Origin of the sequence: Billgrantia bachuensis (assembly GCF_011742165.1) — a bacterium.
Lineage (GTDB): Bacteria > Pseudomonadota > Gammaproteobacteria > Pseudomonadales > Halomonadaceae > Halomonas > Halomonas bachuensis.
Map to the genome: position 1 here is coordinate 38692 of NZ_JAAQTO010000054.1, position 22682 is coordinate 61373.

Below are 22682 nucleotides of genomic sequence, written 5' to 3' on the forward strand. Positions count from 1 at the left end.
GTTGTCATGAATAACGTCATCAGAACTGCCATGGGCCTGCGCACCGTCTGGGCCGCTGCCACGCTATCCCTGGTGCTGGGCGGTTGCGCCGCCACCGGGGGCCCGCCCCCGGAGGGTGACGTCTACGGGTCGCTGAGCGACGGCGGATCGTCGGTGGCCTACAGCACCGCCTTTCCGGTGGGCTCGCCCGAGGAGGCCTACCGCAATGGCGATGCCGCGCTGCGGGCCGGCGACGCCGACCGGGCGCTGTTCGAGTACCTGCGCGGGCTGCGTATGGAGGCACGGCCCAAGGCCGATCCGCTCTATCGGGTGGGGATCATCCATCATGGGCGCGGCAATCATGAGCTTGCGGGCACCGCCTATCGCTGGGTGCTGGACATCGAGCCGAACCATGCCGGAGCGGGTACGGCGCTTGGCATCATCCTGATACAGCAGCGCGACTACGAGCAGGCCGAGCGGTTCCTGGCGCCCATCGCGGCACGCCGCCAGGCACCCTGGCAGGCTCACAACGCCCTGGGAGTGATCGCCGACATCAACAGCGATCACGCCACGGCCCAGAGCCACTATGCACGCGCCCTGGAGGTGAATCCGAGAACGCCGCTGGTGCTCAACAACCAGGGCTACTCGCGCTACCTGGCCGGCGACCTGTCGGGCGCCCGCCAGGCGCTGCGCCAGGCGGTAAGTGTCAACCCCGACTACGACCTGGCCTGGCGCAACCTGGGACTCGTGCATGCCCGCGAAGGAGACTACGACACTGCCATCGAGGCGGTGGCTCGCAGCGGCGACCGCGCCAAGGCCTACAACGACATCGGCTATATCTCGATGCTCGAAGGACGCTATCAGGATGCCATGGGCTTCTTCGAGGAGGCGATGCGCCTGTCGCCGGCCTACTACGTCACCGCCAGCGAGAATGCCCGCAGCCTGGACCAGCTGATTCGTCGTCACGGTGGTGAAACCGTCAACTGATGGGCACGACCCCCGGCGCCACAAGCGCGGGGCAGCATGAACGAGGAGGGCTAGGCATGAAAGCGATACGCTCGGTGCATTGTCAGCGCGGCTCCGAGGTCGTGGAGTTCGCCATCTCGGCGTCGCTGCTGTTCATTCTGCTGTTCGGCATCATCGAGTTCAGCGTCGCGCTGTTCGACAAGGCGACGCTGACCAATGCCAGCCGCGAAGGGGCGAGAACCGGCATTCTGTACCGCCCGGAACCGCGTGACACGGCAACTGAGGATGCCGCCATCGAACAGGCGATTCGCGACTACGCCGAGCAATACCTGATTTCCCTGGGGGGGCCGGCCGCAATGGAGATCACCATTCAACGCCCCAATGGTGGGACCCTGCAGGCCGGGGACAGTCTGGTCGTGACGGTCGACTATCCCTATCAGTTCCTGCTGCTACCCGCCTTCGTCGGCACCCTGGGCGATGTGCTGGAACTCAGCGCCACCACCGTGATGAGGGCCGAATGACATGAACGCAAACATCGCCAAGCGTGGCCGCTACGGTTCGCCGCAACGCCAACGTGGGGTCTCCATCGTCCTGTTGGCCGTCGGCCTCTTCATGCTGCTGGCCTTTACCGCCCTGACCGTGGACGGGGGCAATCTCTACGTGGCCAAAAACGAACTGCACAATGCCGCCGACGCCGGCTCTCTGGCGGGCGCCCGGGTGCTCTATACCGCCGATGGCAGTTCGGTCAATCCGAATGCGAACCAGGTCGCCACGGATGCGGCCATGGACAACGACAGCCAGAACGAGGCGGTGGAGGTCGTGCGCGCCTTGCGCGGGCACTGGAGCTTCGGCACCCGGACCTTCACCCCGGACGAGTCCCTTGATCCTGTCGACCTGTTCAACAAGTCGACGGCCGAGCTCGACACCTATGACCCGCTGGAACCCTTCATCAATGCCGTGGAGGTGGTCACGGCTCGTCAGCAGACCCAGGTGGAGGCCTTCTTCGGAAGAATCTTCGGGTTTCCGGGCTACGACGTGACGGCGCGCTCGGTGGCCTACATCGGCTTTGCCGGCAACCTGCGCCCGGAGGACGTCGACCAGCCCATCGCCCTGTGCCGGCAGGCGCTTGTGGATCCCTCGGGGAATTACTCCTGCAGCACGGGCCGCTTCATCCCCGAGGGCGACCAGACCGGCGGCTGGACCAATTTCCAGCACGACGACAGCGGGGCGTCCAATGCCAACGAACTCAGGAACCTGGTTTGCGGCGACGGCAATCCCGACGAAATGCGCTTCGGTGAGGACATCTCCACTAACAACGGCCAGGTGCAGTCGGCCTTCAGCGACCTCTACGACTGCTGGGTGGAGAAGACCGGCAAGGAAGTTATCTGGACCTTGACCCTGCCGGTGATCGACTGCGAGGAGGGCGTTGCGCCGAGCAACCCGCTGGTAGGTGCCGTGACCGTCAATATCGTGTGGATCATCGACCAGGCCAACAACATCGACGATCGTGCGCCGCGACAGATGGAACTGCCGCCCGAAGACAGCGACAGCGATTCGCCGGGTACCTGGAACCATGACGGCACCAGCGGTGCGGAGCGCTGGGACAGCTTCGTCGATACCTTCAATCTGCAGAAAGAGAATGGCGATCCCGCCTATTGGAGCTCCGACCCGCAAGAGTCGGGTTGGCGACAGAAGAGCATTTACTTCCTGCCCAGTTGCAGCTATCACGACCCCAAAGGACAGACGGGAGGCGAAAATTTCGGAATTCTGGCGCAGATACCCGTGCTGGTGGATTAGGCTCCGAGCGAAAGTCGGCGGGCGCTGGTCGAATCTCTCTGCCAGCGCCCTTTCTTGTTTGGCGATGCGCTAAGAGTAAGCCGCTCAGGTCGAAGCCCTGAGGCTGAGGGGGGCGGCACCGTCGGAGCCGTCAATGTCGAATGCGGACTTGCCGACAGGTGCCGTCGCTTCTCCACATGGCTTGGCCGGCTCCTTGGGCGGTGCGACCGGAGCGGCGGTGGCTGTGTGCGGGTTCAGTGATTGCCGATAGAGCGTCGGCGTGTGGCCGACGTGCTTTTGAAAAGTGCGAGTGAAGTAGGAGAGGTCGCGAAAACCGACGCTGAAGCAGACGTCCGTCACCGACATCCGCGGATTGGCCAGCAGCCGCTTGGCTTCAGCGATACGCCGTTCAAGCAGATAACCCTGGAAGGTATTGTCGGTGAGCTTGCGGAACAGACGGCTGAGCTGGAAGGGGGTGATACCGCACTGCTCGGCGACGTCGGCCTGAGCCACTTTCTGGTGCAGGTGCTGTTCGATATAGCTGATGGCGCGATCCAGCTGCACGCGCTGATGGCTCGATGCAAGACAGTGATGCCGTGCTTCAGGAGGAATTTGATTGCTTAATTCCGCCGCCTGTCTCCTCACCTGAGTGCCTGCGTTGGCCGATCTCAACTGGTAAAGGCTTCCCATCACCGCCATGAACCGGGTGAGATCGACCGGCTGAACGAAGTAATCCCATACGCGGGTGCGGAAGGCCCATACCGCCAGGCTTTCTGAATGCGCCTGAGTGATCATGAGCAGGGGCACCGAGGCCGCACGCTGCTTGGCCTGCCTGAGATCGGTCAGGCCCTGTAGGTCGGGATAATCGTATTCGAAACAGGCGGCGATGGGGGGGCGGGAGAGCAGGATGGGAAGGGGATCCTGCTCATTGGACACGAATTCAACCGTATAGCCCTTTTTACGCAGAGCGTGTACATAATTTTTTTCTACTGGGTTATCGATAGTACGTAGCACGACGAGCACATAAGCATGAGTGGACATAAGCAGTGTCCCTCCGTGAATCCCTTGCGTGATAACGCTTTATAAGATCTATTTATTGGGTCTTTCTAATTGTAAAAGTTTGTTAATTGGGAATGAGTTAACGTAATCTTTTGTGATGGGTATGTCTTATCCACTGTAATTGAAGGTGGCGAAATAGCTGGGTTATATTTCTCATCCTTTAGTCGTAGATATTTAACGAAAAAGCTGTATTAGGAATATGTGATTATGCTTGCAGCCATCAGGAAGGCCAGGCAGTTACGGCACTACGACTTGGCTGCGCGGACGAGAGTTCTGCTAGAATCGGCTCCTTTTCCACCAACGGACAAGCCATGCCGTCTCCAGGATTCGATGTCGTGATCGTCGGCGCGGGCGCTGCCGGGCTGATGTGTGCCCTCACGGCGGGCTATGTTGGGCGGCGCGTGCTGGTGCTCGACCATGCCAACAAGCCCGGCAAGAAGATCCTGATGTCGGGGGGAGGGCGCTGCAACTTCACCAACTTGGCCACCGGGCCTGCCAACTTCTTCTCTGGCAATCCGCATTTCTGCATCTCGGCGCTGAAGCGCTACCGTCCGGAACATTTCGTCGAGCTGGTGGAGCGGCATGGCGTCGACTATGTCGAGAAGGCACCGGGTCAGCTGTTCTGCGCCCACTCCGCCAAGGAGCTGCTCGACGTGCTGCTCACCGAATGCGAATGGGCCGGGGTGGAGCTGCGCCTGAAGACAGCCGTCGAACGTATCGAGCCAGTAGGTGAGGCCATGCGACTCGTTACCTCCACAGGGCGCATCGAGGCCGGTGCGGTGGTGATCGCCACCGGCGGGCTTTCGATACCCACCATGGGGGCTACCGGCTTTGGTTACGACATCGCTCGCCAGTTCGGCCTGGAGGTGACCGAGACGCGCCCGGCACTGGTGCCTTTCACGTTGACCTCCCAGTGGAAGGCACGCGTCGCCGACCTGGCCGGTGTGGCCTGTGACGTGGCGGTAAGCGCCGTGCGTGCCGGCCAGCGCCTGGGGCCGGGTCGCGAACGTCGCTATCGCGAGCCGATGCTGTTCACCCACCGTGGTCTGTCCGGCCCGGGCATGCTGCAGATTTCGAGCTACTGGCAGCCAGGCGACGAACTCGAGATCGATCTGTTGCCGAATATCTCGGTCGGTGAGGCGCTCGCGGCGGCGCGTCATGACACGCCACGCCGCCAGCTCTCCACCTGGCTTGGCGAATGTCTGCCTAGGCGCCTGGCCCAGGCGTTGACCGAGTGGCACGGCGAGGATCCCATCCTGGCTGAACTCTCCAATGCCCGCCTAGAGGCGTGGCACGAACGCCTCGGCCACTGGCGCCTCAAGCCTGCCGGCACCGAAGGCTGGCGTACCGCCGAGGTGACCTTGGGCGGTGTCGACACGGCTTCCATCTCGTCGAAGGACTTCAGCGTCGAGGGTTTGCCGCAGCTGCGTTTCATTGGCGAGGTGCTCGACGTCACCGGCGAGCTTGGCGGTTACAACTTCCAGTGGGCCTGGGCATCGGGCGTGGCGTGTGGAAATGCTCTGTAGGTAGCCTGGGCAGCCTGGAAACCGCCGCGTTGGCCAGGGTTTCGGGCATTCGTACGCGGGTGCTCTTCTGGCATTCGAATGACAAAACCTTACGGAGCGTAACCGGGCGCTTGGGGACGGATTGCTACGCTTGGGAGAATTGGTTCGCCACGGATGTGGTTCGTCACAGGAGTGTGCCATGCCCCCCCAAGCCCACCAATGGGAAAGCCCACATCAGTTGGAAACGCTCGATACCCTGCACACCAAGGAGTGGCTGAGACGCTACCAGCGCATTCGCCGAGCCTCCGAACAGCTCTGTGAGCCGCTCTGCACCGAGGACTACGTGATCCAGAGCATGGATGACGTCAGCCCGCCGAAGTGGCATCTCGCCCACGTTACCTGGTTCTTCGAAGCCTTCATTCTCACTCCCTTCCAGCCCCGCTACCGAACGCTCGACCCGGCCTACGATTTCCTTTTCAACTCCTACTACGAGACCCACGGTGTGCCTTTCCCACGGCCCCGACGCGGGACGCTGTCGCGCCCCACGGTAGCCAACGTCTACCGCTTTCGTGCCCATGTCGACGCAGCCATGGCGGAGTTGCTCGAATCGCCACCGCCCGAGCATGCCGAGGAGATCCTGCGGCGCGTGGAACTGGGGCTGCACCATGAGCAGCAGCATCAGGAGCTGCTGTTGATGGACATCAAGCACATCCTGGCGCAGAACCCGCTGTGCCCCGCCTATCGTGACGACCTGTCGCCGCCGGTGGAGGAGACGCCGCCCGGCGAACTGGCCTGGCTCGACCATGCCGCCGGTATACGTCCCGTTGGCCATGACCTGGCGTCCGGGTTCGCCTACGACAACGAAGGGCCGCCACATCGTCAGTTTCTCGAGGCGTTCCAACTCGCCAATCGTCCGGTAACCAACGGTGAGTTCCTGGCCTTCATTGAGGATGGTGGCTATACGCGTCCCGAGCTGTGGCTCTCCGATGGCTGGCAGCAGGTCGGCCAGGCCGGATGGCAGGCACCGCTCTACTGGGTGAAGCGCGATGACGACTGGCATCACTTCACCCTGGGCGGACTGCGCCGGGTAGATTTGCAGGCGCCTGTGGCTCACGTGAGCTTCTTCGAGGCGGATGCCTATGCCCGCTGGGCCGGGGCGCGCCTGCCCAGCGAGGCGGAATGGGAGGTGGCCGCTCGCGACGTGGCCGTGAGCGGCAATTTCGTCGAGAGTGACCACCTGCAGCCGGTGGCCGCTGCGACCCTGGCACCGGCCTCGAGCCAGCTGTTCGGCGACGTCTGGGAGTGGACCGGCAGCGCCTACCGTCCTTATCCGGGGTTTCGCACCTTGCCGGGCACGCTAGGCGAGTACAACGGCAAGTTCATGTCCGGGCAGATGGTGCTGCGTGGCGGCTGCTGTGCCACGCCGGCCGATCATGTTCGCCCGACCTACCGCAACTTCTTTCCGCCCCACGCCCGCTGGGCGTTCTCCGGTTTTCGGCTCGCCAGGGAGGCATGACATGGACTCGCTCGTACGCTTTCACGACCAGCACCCTCCGGAGGTGGCGGGTTCGCTTTGCGAAGAGCTGTTGGCCGGGCTCAGCGCAACACCCAAGTTCACTTCGCCAAAGTTTTTTTACGACCGTCGCGGCTCCGAACTGTTCGACGCCATCTGCGTGCAGCCCGAGTACTATCCGACCCGTACCGAGGAGGCAATCTTGCGTGCCGCCGCCGCCGACATTGCCGAGGTGGTCGGCCGCGATGCTACGCTCATCGAGCTGGGCAGCGGTGCCAGCCGCAAGGTGCGGCTGCTGCTCGAGGCGCTGCATCCGGCTTGTTACCTGGGCGTGGATATCTCTCGCGACTTCCTGCTCGAGAGTACTCGTCGCCTGGCAGCAGACTACCCCTGGCTCGAAGTGCATGCCGCCTGCGCCGACTTCTCGCGCCCCATGGCCTGGCCGGACGGCCTGGCAGGTGAACGTCCGGTGGCCTTCTTTCCCGGCTCGAGCATCGGCAATTTCACGCCCGAGGAGGCCGAAGGCTTCCTCAAGGGATTGACGAGACTGCTTCCCGTCGGTGGGGGGCTGCTCATTGGAGTCGACCTGATCAAGGATCGGGCGATTCTCGATGCCGCCTACAACGACGCCGCAGGCGTCACAGCGGCATTCAACCTCAACCTGCTGCAGCGCCTCCGTCACGAGTTCGAGGCCGAGGTGGAGCCTCATGAGTTTCGTCACCAGGCTTTCTACAACGAGGTCGACTCACGCATCGAGATGCACCTGGTGAGCCTGCGCGACCAGGCCATCCGCGTGGCAGGGGAGCGGATCGACTTCGAAGAGGGCGAGTGCCTGCATACCGAGAACTCCTACAAGTACAGTGTCGCTGGCTTCCGCGAGCTGTCCGGCCGCGCCGGGTTCGAACCGAGGGCTCACTGGATCGACTGCGACTCGCTGTTTTGCATCCATTACCTGGAGCGTGCCGCCTGATGGCCTTGAGGGTAATCCGGTCTATGCTGCATGACAGAACCACGCTGGAAGCAGAGGGGCCCCGCCATGACCATGATTGCGATTCAGGATTCTGCCGAATCCGAGGTGTCTCCGTTCGCCGACCGTATCGTCGACGAAGCCGTGCGCCAAGCCGAAGAGCGGGGCTGGCAGGCAGTCCGCCTCTCCGAGGTCGCGCATAGCCTCGGGCTGCCGATGTCCGTTGTGCTGGAGCGCTTTCGCGACAGGGATGACGTGGCCAATGCCTGGTTTCAGCGTGGCTGGCGCGCCATGCTAGCGACGAAGCCCGATACCTTCGACGACTGGCCGGAGCGGGTGCGCATCGAACACTGCCTGCAGGCCTGGTTCGACACCTTCGCCGCCCATCGGCGGGTCACCGTGCAGATGTTGAGATCCAAGGCACACCTGCCGCATCCGCATACGTGGGTGCCGATGGTCTTCGACCTGTCGCGTACCGTCCAGTGGCTGCGCGAGGCGGCCCGGCTCGAGGCGCGCTACGGTACTCGCCGTGCCCAGGTGGAGGAGATGGCGTTGACCAGCCTGTTCCTGGCGGCGCTGGCGGTATGGTCTTCCGACACCAGCGAAGGCCAGCGTCGCACCCGGCGCTTCATCGAGAAACGTCTCAAGCGCGGCGAGAGCTGGATGAAATGGGTGCCGGGAGTCGCCCACCGGCGGCATCATGCGGAGGCACAGCTGTAAGGCGGCAGCCCCAGGGCCCTCGTCGAAGTCAGCGGACCTGCTGCAGGAGGCGCAGTGCGCGATTGAGCAGCAGGCCGCTGGCAGCGAGTCGTTTTACCACGCGGATGAGCGAGCTGGGGTGGCGTGCGCTGCCGATCAGCAGGGCACCGCCGGCCAGGTATACCACCCCGCGATAGCGCTTGAGGCGTTGCCAGCCCGCATCGAGGGAGGCGGAGGCGTGCTGCCAGCGATCCGCCGCGACCAGGATGTCGATGCGCTGCTGCTCTATGGTGGCGACGAGCTCGGCCTTGCGTTGCGCGCGGGACGGCGCGTGGCTCCGGTCACGGGTGGCGCGGTGTCTCACGGTGCTCCTCCACCAAGTGGCGGTCCAGGGCGAGCTGGGCCAGCGTTTCCTTGAGCAGGGTGTGGCGGCGGGCCAGGCGCAGTGCCATCAGGGCGGTCAGACTGCCGCCGGCCAGTAGCGTGGCGGCGCAGAGGAGAATGGCGGCCAGGCGGTGGGTATCCCAGAACATAACCACCACCAATAGTGCCAGCATGCCCAGCCCCAGCAGCATCAGTACCAGGCTCAGGCCCAACAGCAGCAGCAGGGTGACGAGGCGAGCGCGCTCCTCCTCGAGTTCAAGCACGGCGAGGCGCAGACGCGTCTCGCCGGTGGCCACCAGGCTTGCCAGCAGGCGCTTGCCGATTTCGAACAGACGCTGTACCGGACCTTCACTCGACGCCATCAGCGACGCCCGATGAGCATGCCGATAACGACGCCCATCGCGGCGCCAATGCCGATGCTGGTCCAGGGATTGTCGTGCACGTAGCGGTCGCAGGCATCGGCCTGGTGGTGCAGGGTATCGCGTGCTTCGCCGTAGAGTCGTTCACCGCGGGCTTCGATTCGCTCGCGGGTATCCTTCAGCCGCTTCTCGGCGCGCTCGCGGAGTTCCTTGATGTTGCTTCGCGAATCGTCGGCCGTGGCACTCACCAGTTCCTCGATGGTGCGGCTCAGCTGATGCAAGTCCTCCTTCAGCTGCCGGGTGGTTTCGTCGGTATGCGGGGTGCGAGATGCCATGGCAGTCTTCCTATGACGTGAATGAGATCACAGGCTCAGCATAGCATTAGCGACTGCGACTTCAACGTCGCTTCGCTGCATGATTGACCGAAGTCACTCCGGGATCAGGGTGCTGCTGCCCGAGAAGATGGGGTTGAGGCTGACGCCAATACCGATGCGTTGGGTGCGATGATCGTAGTCGATCATACTGTCGCCGTAACCGTAGAAGTACTGAATGTGGCCGCGAACATTGCCGTGCAACGGCCAGGAGTAATCCAGGCGGGTTCCCATGTGCCCGGCGCTGGGATTGCCGTGCCACTGGACGGCCACTTCGTTGTCGCCCATGCGATGGGCAACGGTGACCTCGCCATAGCCCAGGTAGCGTTCGATATCCGGGTTGTCGTCGTCGCCCGCCGACTCCGGCACTCGCCAATGAGGGGCGACGCTGACCAGCCAGTCGTCCTTGAGAAAGGTCGACTCGAGAATGATCCGATTCCAGCTGCGTGACATGTCGCCCGAACGTCCGTTGGATTGGTGATTGAAGCTCACACGGTTGTTGATGTTGGTCCAGCCCAGCAGCGACCAGCGATTCTCGAAGTCGATGAAGAACTCCGGTTCGTAGTTGGTCTCGCGGAACGGCGAAGAGGAATCGGCATTGTAAGCCTGCCACCAGCTACGCTGGGTGTAGGCGAAGTAGAGATCGCCGCCGTGGTCGCCGAAGAGCCGCTCGATCAGGTTGAACTTGGCGCTGAACTGGAATTTGACCTCGGCGCGGTCGGGTGTCCCGTCCTTGTCGACATCACCGAAGACCGCCTCATTGGGGCGACGGTCGTAATTCAGCGGCAGCAGGTAGTTGCGACGGTGAGTGGTGATTGCAAAGGGATTGCGCGAAGACTCACGCTCGAGTTGGCGGCGTTCTTCCACGGGTTGGAGCTCCTGCTCCGAGGCGATGGTGATCACCTCGCCCAGGCCGAGCCGGTCTTCGCCGGATTGCAACTGATCCTGGGTCAACCGCTGGCGCAGCGAATCCAACTCCTGGCCGAGCGTTTCGATGCGCGCTTCTATCGCCGCGCGCTCTTCTGCGGTGAGCTGGCCCTCTTGGGCAGTGACACTGCTGGTGGCCCCGGCCAGCAGCAACGCAAGAAGTGCCTGAGAAGACGAACGACGAAGCATCATGGCAGCGGGACCGAAGGAAGCGTGACTGTGAACGCCGTTTCTACCATGTTCGGGCCTTAAGTCAACCATGAGCCGAGCCGTCCCCGCCAATCATGGACGGAATGGGAAGAGAAACAGCTTCCCATTGCCTTGCGCTGCTGCGGGGCCGAGAATCAGCACGAAGCCGCAAGGTACCTCCCACGGAAGCAAGAGTGAAAGAATTGGCTTATCAAGTGCACCGTCGTCGCTGCCGGGCTGGCCGACCGGCCTGGCGCCTTCCCGCATGGTTCGTCCTGCTGCTGCTGTTGTTGCTTGCATGTGGGCGTGTAGTGGCTCAGGACGCCCTGCCCGAGCGAGGGGCAGTGGAAGAACGCCTGGCCGAACTCCGCCCCGAGGAGGGCGTGAGCGTAACCGACGCCGAACAGCGAGATATCGACGCCTTGCAGGCTACGCTGAGCGCCCTCGAGCAGTTGCAGGGGGTGGAGGAACGGCTCGAGGCTCTGGAGAAGCGGCTCGAGGAGGCGCCTGCCGAACTGTTGCGCCTGGAGCGGGAGCTGCTTCAGGAGGAGGAGGCGGCTCTCGATCGCACGATCGACGAGCTCGATGACGTCCCGCTGGATGAGCTGGAGTATCGCCAGCAGGAGGCGGTATTCGAGCTGCAGCAGCAGCAGGATCGTCTGGCTGACGTCAATGCCCAACTGCTTTCCGCCCAGACCCTGCCGGAGCGTGCCCAGCAGGCCATTGCCGAAGCGATGCAGGAAGCCGAGCGTACGCGTCGCGAGCTCGACGCGCTGGAGGGCCAGGGCGTCAGCGAAGATTCACCGCAGCTGTGGCAGCTCATGGTCGAGCGGCGCCTGGCCGAGCGGACGCTGCGCCTGCGTCAGCGCGAATTGGGCAGCAACACGCGATTGCGCGAATTGGCGCAGCAACGGCGCGACCTGCTGACACAGCAGATCGCGCGCCAGGAAGCCGAGCTTTCGCTGCTGCAGAGCGTGATCGACCGTCAGCGCCGCATGGCCACGGAACAGGCGATTGCCGATGCCGCGCGTGACGACCCGCTGCTCGAGGCCGGCCATCCTGTGCTGGAGCGCGCCCAGCAGGTCAATCGCGATCTCAGCCTCGAACTGTTGCGGGCCAACGATCGTTACAACGGACTGGTGCGCGAGAGCTTGGCGACTCGCAGTCAGCTCGATCATGTACGCCAGCTCGAGCGTAGCCTCAACGAGCAGATAGAAGCGATACGCGGCAGCCTGCTGCTGTCGCGTATCCTGCGAGAGCAGCGCCGCTCGCTGCCCCAGGTCGATGCCAGGCGCAACCTGCACGACGAGATCGCCGACCTGCGCCTGCGTCAGTTCGATCTGGTGCGCCAGCGCGATGCCCTGCGCCAGAGCGAACGCTTGGCCAATCAGCGCCTCGAGGAGGCCGGGGTCGAGGTCAGCGAAGCGCTGGTGGAGTCACTGCAGGGCCTCTACCATTCGCGCCGTCAATTGGTCGATCAGCTCGAGCAGACCTACGGCAGCCTGCTGAGCGCAGCCATCGAGCTGCAACTCAACCAGCAGCAGCTGTTGGAAACCTCGCTCGAGCTGCGCACTACCATCGACGAGCAGCTGTTCTGGATTGCCAACACACGACCGCTGGATCTAGCCTGGTTCCGTCAGCTTCCGACCAACCTCGTCACCGAATGGCAGCAGGGTGAGTGGCGTGGGGTGCTGCCGGTGCACTGGCGTATCCCCGGGGCAGAAGCATTGGCAGGTGCCCCTCTCCTGTTGGTGGCAGGGTTGCTGTTGGGGCTACGACGTCGCATACAGCGCCGATTGGCGATGCTGCACGAGCAGATCGGCCGGTTGCGCAGCGATTCCCAGGCGCATACGCCTCTGGCGGTCGCCCTCAACGCCTTGCTGGCCTTACCAGGGCCGCTGACCCTGGCCGGCATTGGCGCCTCATTGACCAGCATCGAAGCAGGCATTGCGTCGGGCCTGGGCCAGGCCTTCCTGCATCTGGCCCTGGCCTGGGCCTTCATCGCTTGGTCGCGACGCCTGCTGGTACGCGACGGGGTGGCAACCAAGCACTTCTACTGGCCCTCGGGGTATGCCTCGCGGCTGCGTTGGCTGCTCGGCTGGCTCGGCGTGACACTGATACCCGTATTGCTGATTTCCGCGCTGGCCCGCGATGGCGAAATCAGCCTGACCACGCGTCCCATCGCACTGACGCTGCTGCTGGCCGGTATGGTGGCCATGAGCGTTCTGCTGGCACGCCTCATTCTTGCCCATACGCCATTCTTCGGCGTCAAGCTGTTTCGCCTGGTACTGGGCCTGATCATGGCGGCAGTACCGCTGGTACTGGTGGGGCTGATCGTTTCCGGTTTCGAATACACCGCGCTGAGCCTGATCGGCCGCTTCGTCATCACGCTCTACCTGTTGGCGATGTGGATCCTGGTCGAGGCATCGGTGGTGCGCGGCCTGGCAGTGGCGGCCCGTCGTCTGGCATTCAAACGCGCGTTGACGCGGCGTCGTGCCCAGGCTCAAGAGGGTGCTGAGGGCGGACTCGAAGTGGTGGAGGAGCCGCCACTGGACATGGAGCAGATCAACCAGCAGTCGCTGCGTCTCTCCAAGCTGTTCCTGTTGATCGGCTTCGCCCTGCTGTTCTACCTGGTGTGGTCCGACCTGCTCACGGTGTTGGGCTATCTGAAGGATGTTGCGATCTGGGATGCGGGAGAAGAAGGGGGAGCAGAGCTCGTCACCAGCGCGCTGTCGGTTGCCGATATCTTTGCCGCAGTGTTGATATTCGTGCTGACCCTGGTGATGGCGCGCAATCTGCCGGGCTTGCTCGAAGTCATGGTGCTATCGCGGCTGGAGCTCAAGCAGGGCAGCGCCTATGCCATCTCGACGCTGCTTTCCTACACCATCGTCGGAACAGGGCTGGTCGTGGCACTGGCCACCCTGGGTGTTGCCTGGAGCCAGCTGCAGTGGCTGGTGGCGGCGCTGGGCGTGGGCCTGGGTTTCGGCCTGCAGGAGATTTTCGCCAATTTCGTCTCGGGACTGATCATCCTGTTCGAGCGGCCGGTGCGCATCGGCGACACCATCACCCTGGGCAACCTCACCGGTACGGTGAGTCGGATTCGCATCCGAGCCACCACGGTGACCGACTTCGACCGCAAGGAGATCATCATCCCCAACAAGACCTTCATCACCGACCAACTGATCAACTGGTCGCTGTCGGACACCATCACCCGGGTCGTACTCAGCTTCGGTGTCGCTTACGGTTCGGACCAGCGTCTGGTACACCGCTTGCTACGTCATGTCGCCGACGAGAATCCTCGGGTGCTGGGAGACCCCGAGCCGCAGGTATTCTTCATGAGTTATGGTGAGAGCACGCTCACCTTTGAGCTGCGCATCTTCGTCAACTCGCTGGGCGACCGGCTATTCGCCACTGACGAGATCAACTGTCGGGTCGGCGAGTTGTTCGCCGAGTATGGCATCGACATCGCTTTCAACCAGCTCGACGTCTGGCTGCACCGTGCAGATGACGGGGCGAAAAAGAAGGTGCAGACGCTGACGCCTTCGGACGATTGCGGGGAACTGTTTCCACCTCCCGGAGCGGGCGGCGATCCGGGAGATATCGATATCGGTGGCGGCGATGGAGGTGATGGCGGACGTTGATCGGCCGCTAATGCTTCACGGCGTGCAGCAGGAACTCCCGATTGCCATCGCCCCCGGTGATCGGACTTTCCTGCCAGTGGCGGATCGCCAGGCCCAGTTCGGCGCAGCAGGCGCGGATGGTGTCTTCCACTTCTGCGTAGCGCATCGGGTCGGCCACGATGCCGCGTGAGTTGACGCCGCCCGGTCCTACCTCGAACTGTGGCTTGACCAGGCTCAGAAGTTCGCCGCCGGGGCGTAGCAGGGCGGAGATTTCCGGCAGGATCAGCGTCTGCGAGATGAACGAGACGTCCATTACCGCGATGTCGGGTGCCTCGGCCGCCTGGGCGGCCAGGGCCTCATGCAGGCGGGGCTCGGTGGCCATGGTCCGAGCATTGAGCCCCTCCAGGCAGGTCACACGGGAGTCGCCGCGCAGCTCCGGATCGAGCTGGCCGTGGCCCACCTCGACGCCGATCGCGTGGCGCGCGCCGAAGGCCAGGGCGCAGTCGGTGAAGCCGCCGGTGGACTGGCCCACGTCGAGTACCAGCTTTCCCTTCAGGTCGAGCCCTAGCACCTCGATCAGTGCCTCGAGTTTCAATCCCGCCCGCGAGACATAGCGCTCCTCTGGGTCTTCGGTGACCGTGAGGCGGCAATCCTCGGCCAGTTTCTCGCTCGGTTTGTCGAGCACCCGGCCGCTGCTGGCAACGCTGACTCGGCCATGACGAATCAGCCGCTGGGCGCGCGTGCGCGAACGGGCCAGGCCCTGGGAAACGAGCAGTTGATCGAGGCGGGGCATGGCATGACTCCGGCAGCCAGAAGCGGGTTGGGCATTATGGCATAATCGTTTAGTTAGCCGGTTAATAGAAGGGGGCCGCGTGGGTCGAGACATGGGCAGGGCGTTGGCCAGGTCGCTGGCCTTCGGTGCCGTGGGTGGGCTGGTTTTCCAGTTCATCGGGATGCCGCTGGCATGGATGCTGGGCCCTTTGACGGCCAACCTGATCGTCTCGGCGACGGGTGTCGACGTGCGCATACCCGAGCCGCTGCGTGAAGTCTTCCTCGGCGTGCTCGGCCTGGTGCTGGGTAGCCAAGTGACACCACAGCTAGCCGAGCGGGTACTCGACTGGCCGCTTTCCGCCATGCTGCTGCTGCTCGGTGTGGCCGTCTCGACGGCGGCAGCGGCGGCCTGGTACCGACGTTGCGGCTTCGACTCGGTGAGCGCCTGGTTCGCCTCGGCGCCCGGTGCCATGACGGCCATGATCTTGATGGGCGAGAAGTGCGGTGGTGACCCGCGGCGTATTGCCGTGGCCCAGTCGCTACGCGTAGTGCTGGTAATAATGATCCTGCCGCCGCTGTTCTGGTTCTACGAGGGGGCGAGCAGTGACGAGGTGGCTGCCGCCGTGGATCGCGAACTCTCCTCGCCCTGGCTGCTGCTGGTCCTGCCGTTGCTCTTGCCGCTAGGGCGCCGCTTGCGGCTTCCCACTCCCTCGCTGCTTACCCCGCTGCTCTTCGCCGGCGTGCTCTCCGGTTTCGGCATCGCCAGCCTGAGCCTGCCGGATTGGGGGATGAACCTGATGTTGTGGGTGCTCGGCTGCGCCATAGGCTCGCGCTTCCGTGGGCTCTCCTCGGCGCGGCTGTGGCGCTATCTCGGCGAGGCCTTCGTCGCTACCCTAGTGGCGCTGGCGGTGCTGGCCGGCTTTGCCGAGCTGATCCATCGCCTGGTGGACGTACCGCGGGACGTTGCCCTGCTGGCACTGGCACCCGGCGGCATCGGAGAAATGGCGATACTGGCGGTGGCGCTGGACCTCGATCCCGTCTTCGTCGCCTTCCACCACCTGCTGCGCATGGTGGCGCTGATGTTGTTCGCCCCGTTCTGGGCGCGCTGGCTGTTACGGCGCCTCGATCAGTAATCCTGCGGCTGTGGACCGGCATCGGCCTGCAGATCGGCCGGGGGAATACGATCGGCCCCCCAACTGCGATGGATGTATTGCGTCACCCGGTCGAGTTCCTCCTGGCTGATTCGGGCCAGCTCGCCGCGCTCCAGCGGGTCGTAATGGAAGATGTACAGGCGTGAGGCGAACTGCTCGAAGGGCAGGGATGCCTCTCCGAATCGCTCGGCATTGCCGGCGGTGCTGACCTGCACGCCATCGCCCCAGTCCTGCCCGCTGTCGTTGTTGGGATTGAAGAAGTAGACCCGCATCACATCCGAGGGGTCCAGCGATACCCGCAGGATGGTGATGGCGTGCCAGCCGATGAAGCGCGCCGCGCTGTCGGTGACGGCAATCCCGGCCGGCTGCGGGTGTATGAGGGGCTGGTTGCCGTTGTAGTAGGGATGATAGCTAGCATAGAAATGGCGCAGGAAGGCGTCCAGTTCGTGCAACTGCCCGGTGGCGACGTCGACATTGATGCGAAAGCCACGGCCCGCCCACCAGCCGTGGAATTCCGGATTCACCCAGCGATGCGGATCGCCCTCGCGGCCGATGCAGCGCCGCCCCATCTCGGCATAGATGCGATCCAGGTGCGGGACCACGATCAGCGAGACCGGATCCAGATCCATGGGCAGGGTCTGGGCCACCCCGGAGAGGCTCGCCATGGAGGAGAGCGGCATGCCTTCGAAGTGCATGATGATCTCGTCGTCGCGTGCCGCCCAGGCCACCATCTGCAGCAGGTAATCGGGGTCGTTGTAGGCCCACATGGAGAGTGCCCGTGCCGACTGGCAGGTCGGGTTGTTGCCCTGGCCCACTCCCAGCGGCAACCCGAGCATGCACAGCACGCCTTCCAGCAGGCGCGCCCGTGGCGAAACGGCATCTCCGAAGGCCAGGATCAAGCGTTGTTGCGACCATTCCGAAAGCGACAGACCCAGTTGCCGCCACATGGCGGGCGCCACGGGCGGCTGGTAGAGAATGCCGCGCTCCAACGTCAACGTCAGGCCATAGACGGCTTGCGGCGTGGCGGGATGGACCGCCCCCCGGATCAGCGCACGAGCCAGCTCACGGTAGCACAGCAGACAATCGCGACCGGTCGACGAGAGCCCCAGGGCCTCGGCCAAAAGGTGGTCACCGTGATCGAGCAGGTGGCGCAGCAGCACCGGATGGTAGGGCGATACCAGCCCGGTATCGTGCATGGCGCGTGCGAAGCCAGTGGCCTCTCCCTGCAAGGCGCTGTTGTCCATGCTCGACAGACGTTCACGATAGATCTCGATGCCGGGATCCTCGCGGCTGGCCCGGGTAGGGCCGAACAAGGAGCTGACCAAGCGGTCGGCTCCCTGGCCGCTGGCGCCCAGGTCGATATTGGGATCGGCATGGCAGATGGCAATCTGAGTGATCATCTGCTTGACGCTTTCCACCTGGATCGGGCGTTGCTGAAGGATGCGCCAGATCTCCTCGATCAACTTGTCGATGATGTGCTCGTAGCCGATTCGCTCGGCCAGGTGGCGAAACAGATGACGGGGAATCTGCGCCAGCCGCCCCTGGGTCTCCCGTTCGGCCTCGCTGGGCGCACTGAACAGCAGCCACAGGTTGAGCGCCATCACCTGGGTCAGGTAATGGTGGGCCTGCTCGGCGGAAACCAGGGAATGCGGATAGTCGCCCTTGGCCACGGCGAGCAGGCGCAGCTCGCTCAGTGCCTCGATCACCACGGTATTGGCATCTGCGCTCTTGAGTGAATAGGTCGTCAGGTAGGGCAGCAGGTACTGCGGCGTGGCCCAGTCCGAACCGAGAAATACACCCGCTTCCTCCAGAGCCCTGGCACGGTTTTCCAGCGCGGCAGCGCCGCCCGGCTGAAGCAGCACCCGGCGTGCCGTATCCAGCACACGGGAAAGCTTGCCCGGCTTGGCAAAGTCGCGCGCTTCGCCAAGCAGGGCGGTCGCTTCGTCGAGGTGCACCAGCAGGCCCTGGAGCTTGTCGTCACTCGGCGGGAACTGGCCGGTATCCTGCATGTCTCGGTTGGTGGCCACGCCGACTCCTTGCTGATCGATCTGTCGTGTTCATGACGCCTTGTTCAGACATAGAAATCAAGCTCTTCCTGATGCTTGAGCATGTCCCGCAGGCGATTGGGATCCTCGCCCTTGAAGTAGATCAGCCCCCAGTGGGTGCCGAAGGCGGTGCGTTTGGTTACGGTTTCTTCCATGGGAGGCGTGAGTTCATGGGATTCGAAGTATGGATCGTCCTCGACCTCCTCGGGAATCTCCAGGCGACTCACCACGCGACGACGCGGATAGACGCCGAAGCAGCCTGCATAGCACTTGGCATCTTCCACTTCCCGCGGGAAGAAGGCCTTGACCTCATCCGGGGTGGTCTTGGGGTCGAATACCAGCATGCTGGCCTGGTAGGCATTGAACCCGTAGACGCGTTCGAGCAGCTCGAACACCTTGAAGCCCGGCGGGCGGTAGGCGACCTCGCCGAAGTACATCTCGCCGTCGCTGGTGACGAAGTACTCGGGATGGATCAGCCCGAAGTCGATATCGAATGCCTTGATCAGCTTCTCGATCTGGGCGGTGATCTGGGGACGATACTGCTCGAGTTCCGGTGAGGCGGGAACGAACACCGAATAGCCCAGGGTGACGTACTCCGAAATGTTGAGGAAGGCGATCTTGCCGTTGTGGATCCAGGCCTCGACGGCAAACTCCCAACCGTCCAGGTGCGACTCCATCAGCACCGGGAACTCCTCGTCGGGGATGGTATCGACCTCGTCCGGGGTACGGATCACCCGGTGTCCCAGGCAGCCGGCCTTGTCGAAGGCCTTGAGGTGAATGGGGTCGTTGGGGTCGCCGTCGAGCTTGAGCAGGGTCTGGTTGACGCGCTTTAGAAAGCGGATCACGTCGCCCTTGTCATGCGCTTCCTCAAAGATGCCCACGCGGATCCCACCTAGCTGGGCACGCCGCTTCATCAGGGCCTTGTCGCGTAGCAACAGCGACTGGCCGTAGAGGCGAGGATTGTCGAGCAGCACCGAGTTGATGGCACCTGCCCACTCCACGGTTTCTTCGAACAGAGGAATCGCTACGTCCACGCCGCGCTCCTGCAGCGTTTCGGCGATCTCCATGGAGCGGTCGTTCAGTCTCTCGAAATTCCACGGTACGTAGGGAATGTCGTGCTTCTGGCAGTACTCTTCTGCCCATTCAGGGGCGACTACCAGGTAGCGACGATCAAAATTTTCGGCGGCCTCGATGGCGTTCAGGCTCCAGCCGAGCAGTGCGATATAGCCCTTGTCGGGATTCTTTTCCATGGGGCAGCTCCTCAGATGCAGTGTCTTTCTCCTCGTGTTCCCCTGCTCTTTCTACCCTAGCCGATTTGAGGTGACCCTCACAGGGCGGGAGCTATCCGAGTCACGCTCCTTGCCCGCCCCCGGCACCGCTGGTATAGTGCACGCGCACTCGGCAAGCCATTGATGCAAACCGAGTTCGAGGCCTGCCAGGCAGGCGTCGTATTGTGGTGGCCCCGTCGGTCCTCCCGCAACGCTAAACCGCAAACCCCGCCAGGCCCGGAAGGGAGCAACGGTAGTGGTGGCCGCGTGTGCCGGGATGTGGCTGTCGGGGCCGCCTCCATTTCGGCCCTTGCTTTTCGACTCCGTCTTTCCCTCCCCTTTGGTCGCACCCACGCTGCTTTCAGAATTCTCAAAACGTTTCGTTGCGTTTTGTCGCCCGGCCGTGCTTCCGAAGCGTCATTGCACATGTCTATACAAGCGGTGGGCTCGGGCTGGTGCGGCTGGTTTGTTAGACCTTGGTCGCGTTAGACTTTGGTGTTAATATGCAGCGCAGCAAAACCCTTGGAGGAGATGCACGCATGCCGCTCGACACCACGCCCAACGTCCCTGTTCAGCGCAGTTTGCGCCAGTGTCTGTCGAACGCTGCCTTCCTGCTCTATCAGCACGGTCATGTGCTGGAAACCATCACCATTCCCTTCCGCGGTCTCGATAGCCGTGCCCTTCGCCAGTTGCGTGAGGCCTCTCGGGAGTGGCCTGCTTGCCAGCGCGTGCTGGAGAGCAGCGAAGCCGCCATTTACAACGAGCAGGGCCGCTTCGTATTGAGCGCCATGGGCCGGGAACTGCTGTTCGACATGTTTGGCGAGGGGGCGGCGGACTGCGCCTGAGCCCAAGCGGCCAAGGGACAAGCAAGCTGGGAGGCCTTTGGGCCTCCCCGCTGCGTTTCTGTCTTCCCTCGCTAAAAGACTCTACGCGGTGGTCGGAGGCGACGCTCTGGTTTCCGGATCAAAGATATTCTTGCGTCTGTTCCTGGCGGCCCAGGTGCTTGCGCAGAAAATTGCGGGTGCGCTCCTGGTCGGGGTGGGAAAACAAGTGGTCAGGAGTATTTTCCTCGATCACCACGCCACCGTCCATGAACATGGCCCAGTCGGACACATCGCGCGCGAAAGCCATCTCGTGGGTAACGATGAGCATGGTCATGTGCTCCTCGGCGAGGCTCTTCATGACCCGGTTCACTTCCTCCACCAGCTCGGGGTCAAGTGCCGAGGTCGCTTCGTCGAAGAGCATGACCTTAGGCTGCATGGCCAGGGCACGAGCGATGGCGACGCGCTGTTTCTGACCCCCCGACAGGGAACTGGGATAGGTCGAGGCCTTGTCTGCAAGCCCGACTCGCTCCAGAAGTTCCATGCCTAGCTCCCTGGCGTCTTTCGCCGCCATGCCCTTGAGCTTTCTCGGCGCCAGCGTCACGTTCTCCAGCGTCGAAAGGTGAGGAAACAGATTGAAGTGCTGAAACACCATGCCCATGTTCTGGCGTATATGATTGATATGCCGCTCGAAGGCAAGACCCTTCAGGTCCGGTCGATTGACCTGGGTACCATCCAGCAGGATGCAGCCCTCGTCGATCACCTCCAGGTTGTTGATCGAACGTAGCAGGGTGCTCTTTCCCGAACCCGATGGGCCGATGATTGAAATGATCTTGCCGCGGTCGACCTTGAGATCGATCCCCTTGAGGACTTCAAGGTCGCCGAATCTTTTCTTGACTCCCTTCAGCTCTACCATTGGAGTTTCTGTCCCTTGTGTCATGTGAGGTCCTCTTTAGCGGCGTTGGGCGGCACGGCGCTCTACCCAGGATTGTCCGGATTCCATCGCAATGTTGATCAGGTAATAAATGACAGCGATCGTGATATAGAACTCGAAGGGGCGAAAGGTCACGCTGATCGCATACTGCGACATGTAGACCAGCTCGGCGATGCCGATGGCAGAGAGCACCGAAATGTCCTTGACCATGATGATCATGTTGTTGCCGAGTTGGGGGAGGGCGCGATAGAACGCCTGTGGAAGGATGATATGGAAGATGGTGGCGAGATGGCCGAAGCCCAGCGATCTCGAAGCTTCATATTGTCCGCTCGAGACCGACTTGATAGTGGCAATGAAGATATCGGCGTTGTAGGCCATGTAGTGAAAGCCGAGACCGAGAACGCCGACCACGATGGCAGGAATCAATATCCACTGTCCCATGCCGAAGTACAGAAAGTAGAGCTGGAGTAGCAGCGGTGTGGTCATGAATAGCCAGATGAAGAAGCGCAGCGGCCAGTTCACGGCTTTCCTGGTGTAGAGAGTTATCACGGCGACGACCTGGCCGCCGATGATCGACATGATGGCAACCACCAAGCCAATCAGCAGTGTGGCTCCCACCCCTTTCAGAAGAGTCGGAAAGTAGGTGATGACGGGGCTGAAGTCGAATTCCATGAAGCTTACCCTGTTGTTCTATTGTCTGTTGGGTTCTATCGGTTCTATAAAAAGGTGTATCGCGTGGCGCGCCGATAGAGAAACTCAACGATGCCCATGACCGCATAGATGATGACGATGTACATCAGGGCACTCAGCGTAAAGACTTCCAAGGGCTTGTAAGTGGAGCCGATCAGGCGCTGAGCCTGGTAGGTCAGCTCGACCACCGAGATGATGGAAACCAGCGATGAGTTCTTGACCAGGATGATGGCCAGTACACCGATGGAGCGAATCATCAAGCCGGACGCCTGCGGCAGAACGATATGCTGGAGCGTCGCGAAACGTCCGAATCCCAGCGAGCGCGACGCCTCGTTCTGCCCGCTGTCGACCGATTCGATGGCGCCTCGAATCGCCTCGCTCATGTAGGCGCCGATATTGAAAGCGCCGACCACCACGCCGCAGGTGAAAGGATCCAGGCGCAAACCGATGGCGGGCCCGCCGTAGAAGACCAGCAGCAGCTGTACGAAATAGGGGGTACCGCGAACGACGCTGATGTAGGCGCGAGCCAGCCAACGAACGGGGGGAGTTCGTGAGGTTCGCAGCGTTACCAGCGCGGAAGCGATGAAGAAGCCGAAGAACAGGGCACGAGCCGATATATCGATGGTCACCCAGGCCGCTTTTACCAGCAACGGCGTTAATTCGATCATCAGGTTGATGTCCATGAGCT

21 protein-coding genes and 1 other RNA gene are annotated in these 22682 nt (G+C 62.8%); 11 read left to right on the forward strand and 11 right to left on the reverse strand.

The window, feature by feature from the left end; all coding sequences use genetic code 11:
• The first annotated feature begins 6 nt into the window (after nucleotides 1-6).
• The 3 genes from HBJ55_RS19180 to HBJ55_RS19190 are packed head-to-tail and all read left to right on the forward strand — an operon-like array spanning nucleotide 7 to nucleotide 2742.
• On the forward strand, nucleotides 7-966 hold the full coding sequence (locus tag HBJ55_RS19180) for a tetratricopeptide repeat protein (protein WP_240936200.1): 960 nt from the start codon (nucleotides 7-9) through the stop codon (nucleotides 964-966).
• A 56-nt stretch (nucleotides 967-1022) separates the two neighbouring features.
• Nucleotides 1023-1466 carry a TadE/TadG family type IV pilus assembly protein gene (locus HBJ55_RS19185; protein ID WP_167118871.1) on the forward strand — a complete coding sequence of 148 codons (444 nt, stop codon included), beginning with the start codon at nucleotides 1023-1025 and terminating at the stop codon, nucleotides 1464-1466.
• A 1-nt stretch (nucleotide 1467) separates the two neighbouring features.
• Nucleotides 1468-2742: a pilus assembly protein TadG-related protein gene (locus tag HBJ55_RS19190; RefSeq protein WP_167118874.1), complete on the forward strand. Its 1275-nt coding sequence runs from the start codon at nucleotides 1468-1470 to the stop codon at nucleotides 2740-2742.
• 84 nt (nucleotides 2743-2826) lie between these two features.
• Here HBJ55_RS19190 and HBJ55_RS19195 read toward each other — a convergent pair whose 3' ends face one another.
• On the reverse strand, nucleotides 2827-3762 hold the full coding sequence (locus HBJ55_RS19195) for a helix-turn-helix transcriptional regulator (protein WP_167118877.1): 936 nt from the start codon (nucleotides 3760-3762) through the stop codon (nucleotides 2827-2829).
• A 329-nt stretch (nucleotides 3763-4091) separates the two neighbouring features.
• Between HBJ55_RS19195 and HBJ55_RS19200 the strand changes: the two genes are divergently transcribed.
• The 4 genes from HBJ55_RS19200 (at nucleotide 4092) to HBJ55_RS19215 (ending at nucleotide 8485) form a co-directional block, all read left to right on the forward strand.
• Nucleotides 4092-5306 carry a BaiN/RdsA family NAD(P)/FAD-dependent oxidoreductase gene (locus HBJ55_RS19200; protein WP_167118880.1) on the forward strand — a complete coding sequence of 405 codons (1215 nt, stop codon included), beginning with the start codon at nucleotides 4092-4094 and terminating at the stop codon, nucleotides 5304-5306.
• A gap of 178 nt (nucleotides 5307-5484) precedes the next feature.
• Nucleotides 5485-6801, forward strand: a complete 1317-nt coding sequence (egtB, locus tag HBJ55_RS19205; protein WP_167118882.1) for an ergothioneine biosynthesis protein EgtB — start codon at nucleotides 5485-5487, stop codon at nucleotides 6799-6801.
• 1 nt (nucleotide 6802) lies between these two features.
• Entirely contained in the window at nucleotides 6803-7768 is a 966-nt protein-coding gene (egtD, locus tag HBJ55_RS19210) for an L-histidine N(alpha)-methyltransferase (protein WP_167118885.1), read from the forward strand.
• 66 nt (nucleotides 7769-7834) lie between these two features.
• Nucleotides 7835-8485, forward strand: a complete 651-nt coding sequence (locus HBJ55_RS19215; protein ID WP_167118888.1) for a TetR/AcrR family transcriptional regulator — start codon at nucleotides 7835-7837, stop codon at nucleotides 8483-8485.
• A gap of 28 nt (nucleotides 8486-8513) precedes the next feature.
• Here the strand turns inward: HBJ55_RS19215 and HBJ55_RS19220 are convergent, their stop codons facing one another.
• The 4 genes from HBJ55_RS19220 to HBJ55_RS19235 all read right to left on the reverse strand — a co-directional run bounded on the left by HBJ55_RS19220 (nucleotide 8514) and on the right by HBJ55_RS19235 (nucleotide 10697).
• Entirely contained in the window at nucleotides 8514-8828 is a 315-nt protein-coding gene (locus HBJ55_RS19220) for a YqjK family protein (RefSeq protein WP_167118891.1), read from the reverse strand.
• Nucleotides 8806-9210, reverse strand: coding sequence for a phage holin family protein (locus tag HBJ55_RS19225; RefSeq protein WP_167118894.1), 405 nt, complete (start codon nucleotides 9208-9210; stop codon nucleotides 8806-8808). Before HBJ55_RS19225 ends, HBJ55_RS19220 begins: the two co-directional genes overlap by 23 nt.
• Complete coding sequence (locus HBJ55_RS19230; protein ID WP_167118897.1) at nucleotides 9210-9542, reverse strand: ElaB/YgaM/YqjD family protein; 333 nt, start codon at nucleotides 9540-9542, stop codon at nucleotides 9210-9212. Before HBJ55_RS19230 ends, HBJ55_RS19225 begins: the two co-directional genes overlap by 1 nt.
• Nucleotides 9543-9635: 93 nt before the next feature.
• A complete protein-coding gene (locus HBJ55_RS19235; protein ID WP_167118899.1) occupies nucleotides 9636-10697 on the reverse strand; it encodes a phospholipase A in 1062 nt (353 codons plus the stop codon).
• Between the two features lie 272 nt (nucleotides 10698-10969).
• Here HBJ55_RS19235 and mscK point away from each other — a divergent pair, with 272 nt between their 5' ends.
• Nucleotides 10970-14335 (forward strand): mechanosensitive channel MscK, encoded by a 3366-nt coding sequence (gene mscK, locus HBJ55_RS19240; protein WP_167119036.1) that lies wholly within the window; start codon nucleotides 10970-10972, stop codon nucleotides 14333-14335.
• A 7-nt stretch (nucleotides 14336-14342) separates the two neighbouring features.
• Here the strand turns inward: mscK and HBJ55_RS19245 are convergent, their stop codons facing one another.
• The gene (locus tag HBJ55_RS19245) at nucleotides 14343-15107 is read right to left on the reverse strand and encodes a TlyA family RNA methyltransferase (RefSeq protein WP_167118901.1); all 765 of its coding nucleotides are present in this window, start codon (nucleotides 15105-15107) and stop codon (nucleotides 14343-14345) included.
• A gap of 91 nt (nucleotides 15108-15198) precedes the next feature.
• Between HBJ55_RS19245 and HBJ55_RS19250 the strand changes: the two genes are divergently transcribed.
• Nucleotides 15199-16218, forward strand: a complete 1020-nt coding sequence (locus tag HBJ55_RS19250; RefSeq protein ID WP_167119039.1) for an AbrB family transcriptional regulator — start codon at nucleotides 15199-15201, stop codon at nucleotides 16216-16218.
• Here HBJ55_RS19250 and HBJ55_RS19255 read toward each other — a convergent pair.
• Both HBJ55_RS19255 and HBJ55_RS19260 read right to left on the reverse strand, forming a co-directional pair.
• On the reverse strand, nucleotides 16212-18245 hold the full coding sequence (locus HBJ55_RS19255; RefSeq protein ID WP_167119042.1) for a hypothetical protein: 2034 nt from the start codon (nucleotides 18243-18245) through the stop codon (nucleotides 16212-16214). The two genes, HBJ55_RS19250 and HBJ55_RS19255, sit on opposite strands and share 7 nt — an antisense overlap.
• Nucleotides 18246-18307: 62 nt before the next feature.
• Nucleotides 18308-19531, reverse strand: coding sequence for an ATP-grasp domain-containing protein (locus tag HBJ55_RS19260; RefSeq protein WP_167118904.1), 1224 nt, complete (start codon nucleotides 19529-19531; stop codon nucleotides 18308-18310).
• Between the two features lie 213 nt (nucleotides 19532-19744).
• Between HBJ55_RS19260 and ffs the strand changes: the two genes are divergently transcribed.
• Together ffs and HBJ55_RS19270 are read left to right on the forward strand one after the other, a co-directional pair.
• Nucleotides 19745-19841: signal recognition particle sRNA small type (gene ffs / locus HBJ55_RS19265), an RNA gene on the forward strand.
• A gap of 247 nt (nucleotides 19842-20088) precedes the next feature.
• The gene (locus HBJ55_RS19270; protein WP_167118907.1) at nucleotides 20089-20394 is read left to right on the forward strand and encodes a hypothetical protein; all 306 of its coding nucleotides are present in this window, start codon (nucleotides 20089-20091) and stop codon (nucleotides 20392-20394) included.
• A 118-nt stretch (nucleotides 20395-20512) separates the two neighbouring features.
• Here HBJ55_RS19270 and HBJ55_RS19275 read toward each other — a convergent pair whose 3' ends face one another.
• From HBJ55_RS19275 to HBJ55_RS19285, 3 genes are read right to left on the reverse strand one after another with little or no spacing between them, the layout of a single operon-like run.
• Nucleotides 20513-21310, reverse strand: a complete 798-nt coding sequence (locus HBJ55_RS19275; RefSeq protein ID WP_479688615.1) for an amino acid ABC transporter ATP-binding protein — start codon at nucleotides 21308-21310, stop codon at nucleotides 20513-20515.
• A gap of 12 nt (nucleotides 21311-21322) precedes the next feature.
• Nucleotides 21323-21976 carry an amino acid ABC transporter permease gene (locus HBJ55_RS19280; protein ID WP_167118910.1) on the reverse strand — a complete coding sequence of 218 codons (654 nt, stop codon included), beginning with the start codon at nucleotides 21974-21976 and terminating at the stop codon, nucleotides 21323-21325.
• A 44-nt stretch (nucleotides 21977-22020) separates the two neighbouring features.
• Entirely contained in the window at nucleotides 22021-22677 is a 657-nt protein-coding gene (locus tag HBJ55_RS19285; protein ID WP_167118913.1) for an amino acid ABC transporter permease, read from the reverse strand.
• Nucleotides 22678-22682: the final 5 nt, after the last annotated feature.

Coding starts and splice junctions, on each gene's coding strand:
- HBJ55_RS19180 (WP_240936200.1), top strand. CDS start 7: ATGAATAACGTCATCAGAACTGCCATGGGCCTGCGCACCGTCTGGGCC.
- HBJ55_RS19185 (WP_167118871.1), top strand. CDS start 1,023: ATGAAAGCGATACGCTCGGTGCATTGTCAGCGCGGCTCCGAGGTCGTG.
- HBJ55_RS19190 (WP_167118874.1), top strand. CDS start 1,468: ATGAACGCAAACATCGCCAAGCGTGGCCGCTACGGTTCGCCGCAACGC.
- HBJ55_RS19195 (WP_167118877.1), bottom strand. CDS start 3,762: ATGTCCACTCATGCTTATGTGCTCGTCGTGCTACGTACTATCGATAAC.
- HBJ55_RS19200 (WP_167118880.1), top strand. CDS start 4,092: ATGCCGTCTCCAGGATTCGATGTCGTGATCGTCGGCGCGGGCGCTGCC.
- egtB (WP_167118882.1), top strand. CDS start 5,485: ATGCCCCCCCAAGCCCACCAATGGGAAAGCCCACATCAGTTGGAAACG.
- egtD (WP_167118885.1), top strand. CDS start 6,803: ATGGACTCGCTCGTACGCTTTCACGACCAGCACCCTCCGGAGGTGGCG.
- HBJ55_RS19215 (WP_167118888.1), top strand. CDS start 7,835: ATGACCATGATTGCGATTCAGGATTCTGCCGAATCCGAGGTGTCTCCG.
- HBJ55_RS19225 (WP_167118894.1), bottom strand. CDS start 9,210: ATGGCGTCGAGTGAAGGTCCGGTACAGCGTCTGTTCGAAATCGGCAAG.
- HBJ55_RS19230 (WP_167118897.1), bottom strand. CDS start 9,542: ATGGCATCTCGCACCCCGCATACCGACGAAACCACCCGGCAGCTGAAG.
- HBJ55_RS19235 (WP_167118899.1), bottom strand. CDS start 10,697: ATGATGCTTCGTCGTTCGTCTTCTCAGGCACTTCTTGCGTTGCTGCTG.
- HBJ55_RS19245 (WP_167118901.1), bottom strand. CDS start 15,107: ATGCCCCGCCTCGATCAACTGCTCGTTTCCCAGGGCCTGGCCCGTTCG.
- HBJ55_RS19250 (WP_167119039.1), top strand. CDS start 15,199: ATGGGCAGGGCGTTGGCCAGGTCGCTGGCCTTCGGTGCCGTGGGTGGG.
- HBJ55_RS19255 (WP_167119042.1), bottom strand. CDS start 18,245: ATGCAGGATACCGGCCAGTTCCCGCCGAGTGACGACAAGCTCCAGGGC.
- HBJ55_RS19260 (WP_167118904.1), bottom strand. CDS start 19,531: ATGGAAAAGAATCCCGACAAGGGCTATATCGCACTGCTCGGCTGGAGC.
- HBJ55_RS19270 (WP_167118907.1), top strand. CDS start 20,089: ATGCCGCTCGACACCACGCCCAACGTCCCTGTTCAGCGCAGTTTGCGC.
- HBJ55_RS19275 (WP_479688615.1), bottom strand. CDS start 21,310: ATGACACAAGGGACAGAAACTCCAATGGTAGAGCTGAAGGGAGTCAAG.
- HBJ55_RS19280 (WP_167118910.1), bottom strand. CDS start 21,976: ATGGAATTCGACTTCAGCCCCGTCATCACCTACTTTCCGACTCTTCTG.
- HBJ55_RS19285 (WP_167118913.1), bottom strand. CDS start 22,677: ATGGACATCAACCTGATGATCGAATTAACGCCGTTGCTGGTAAAAGCG.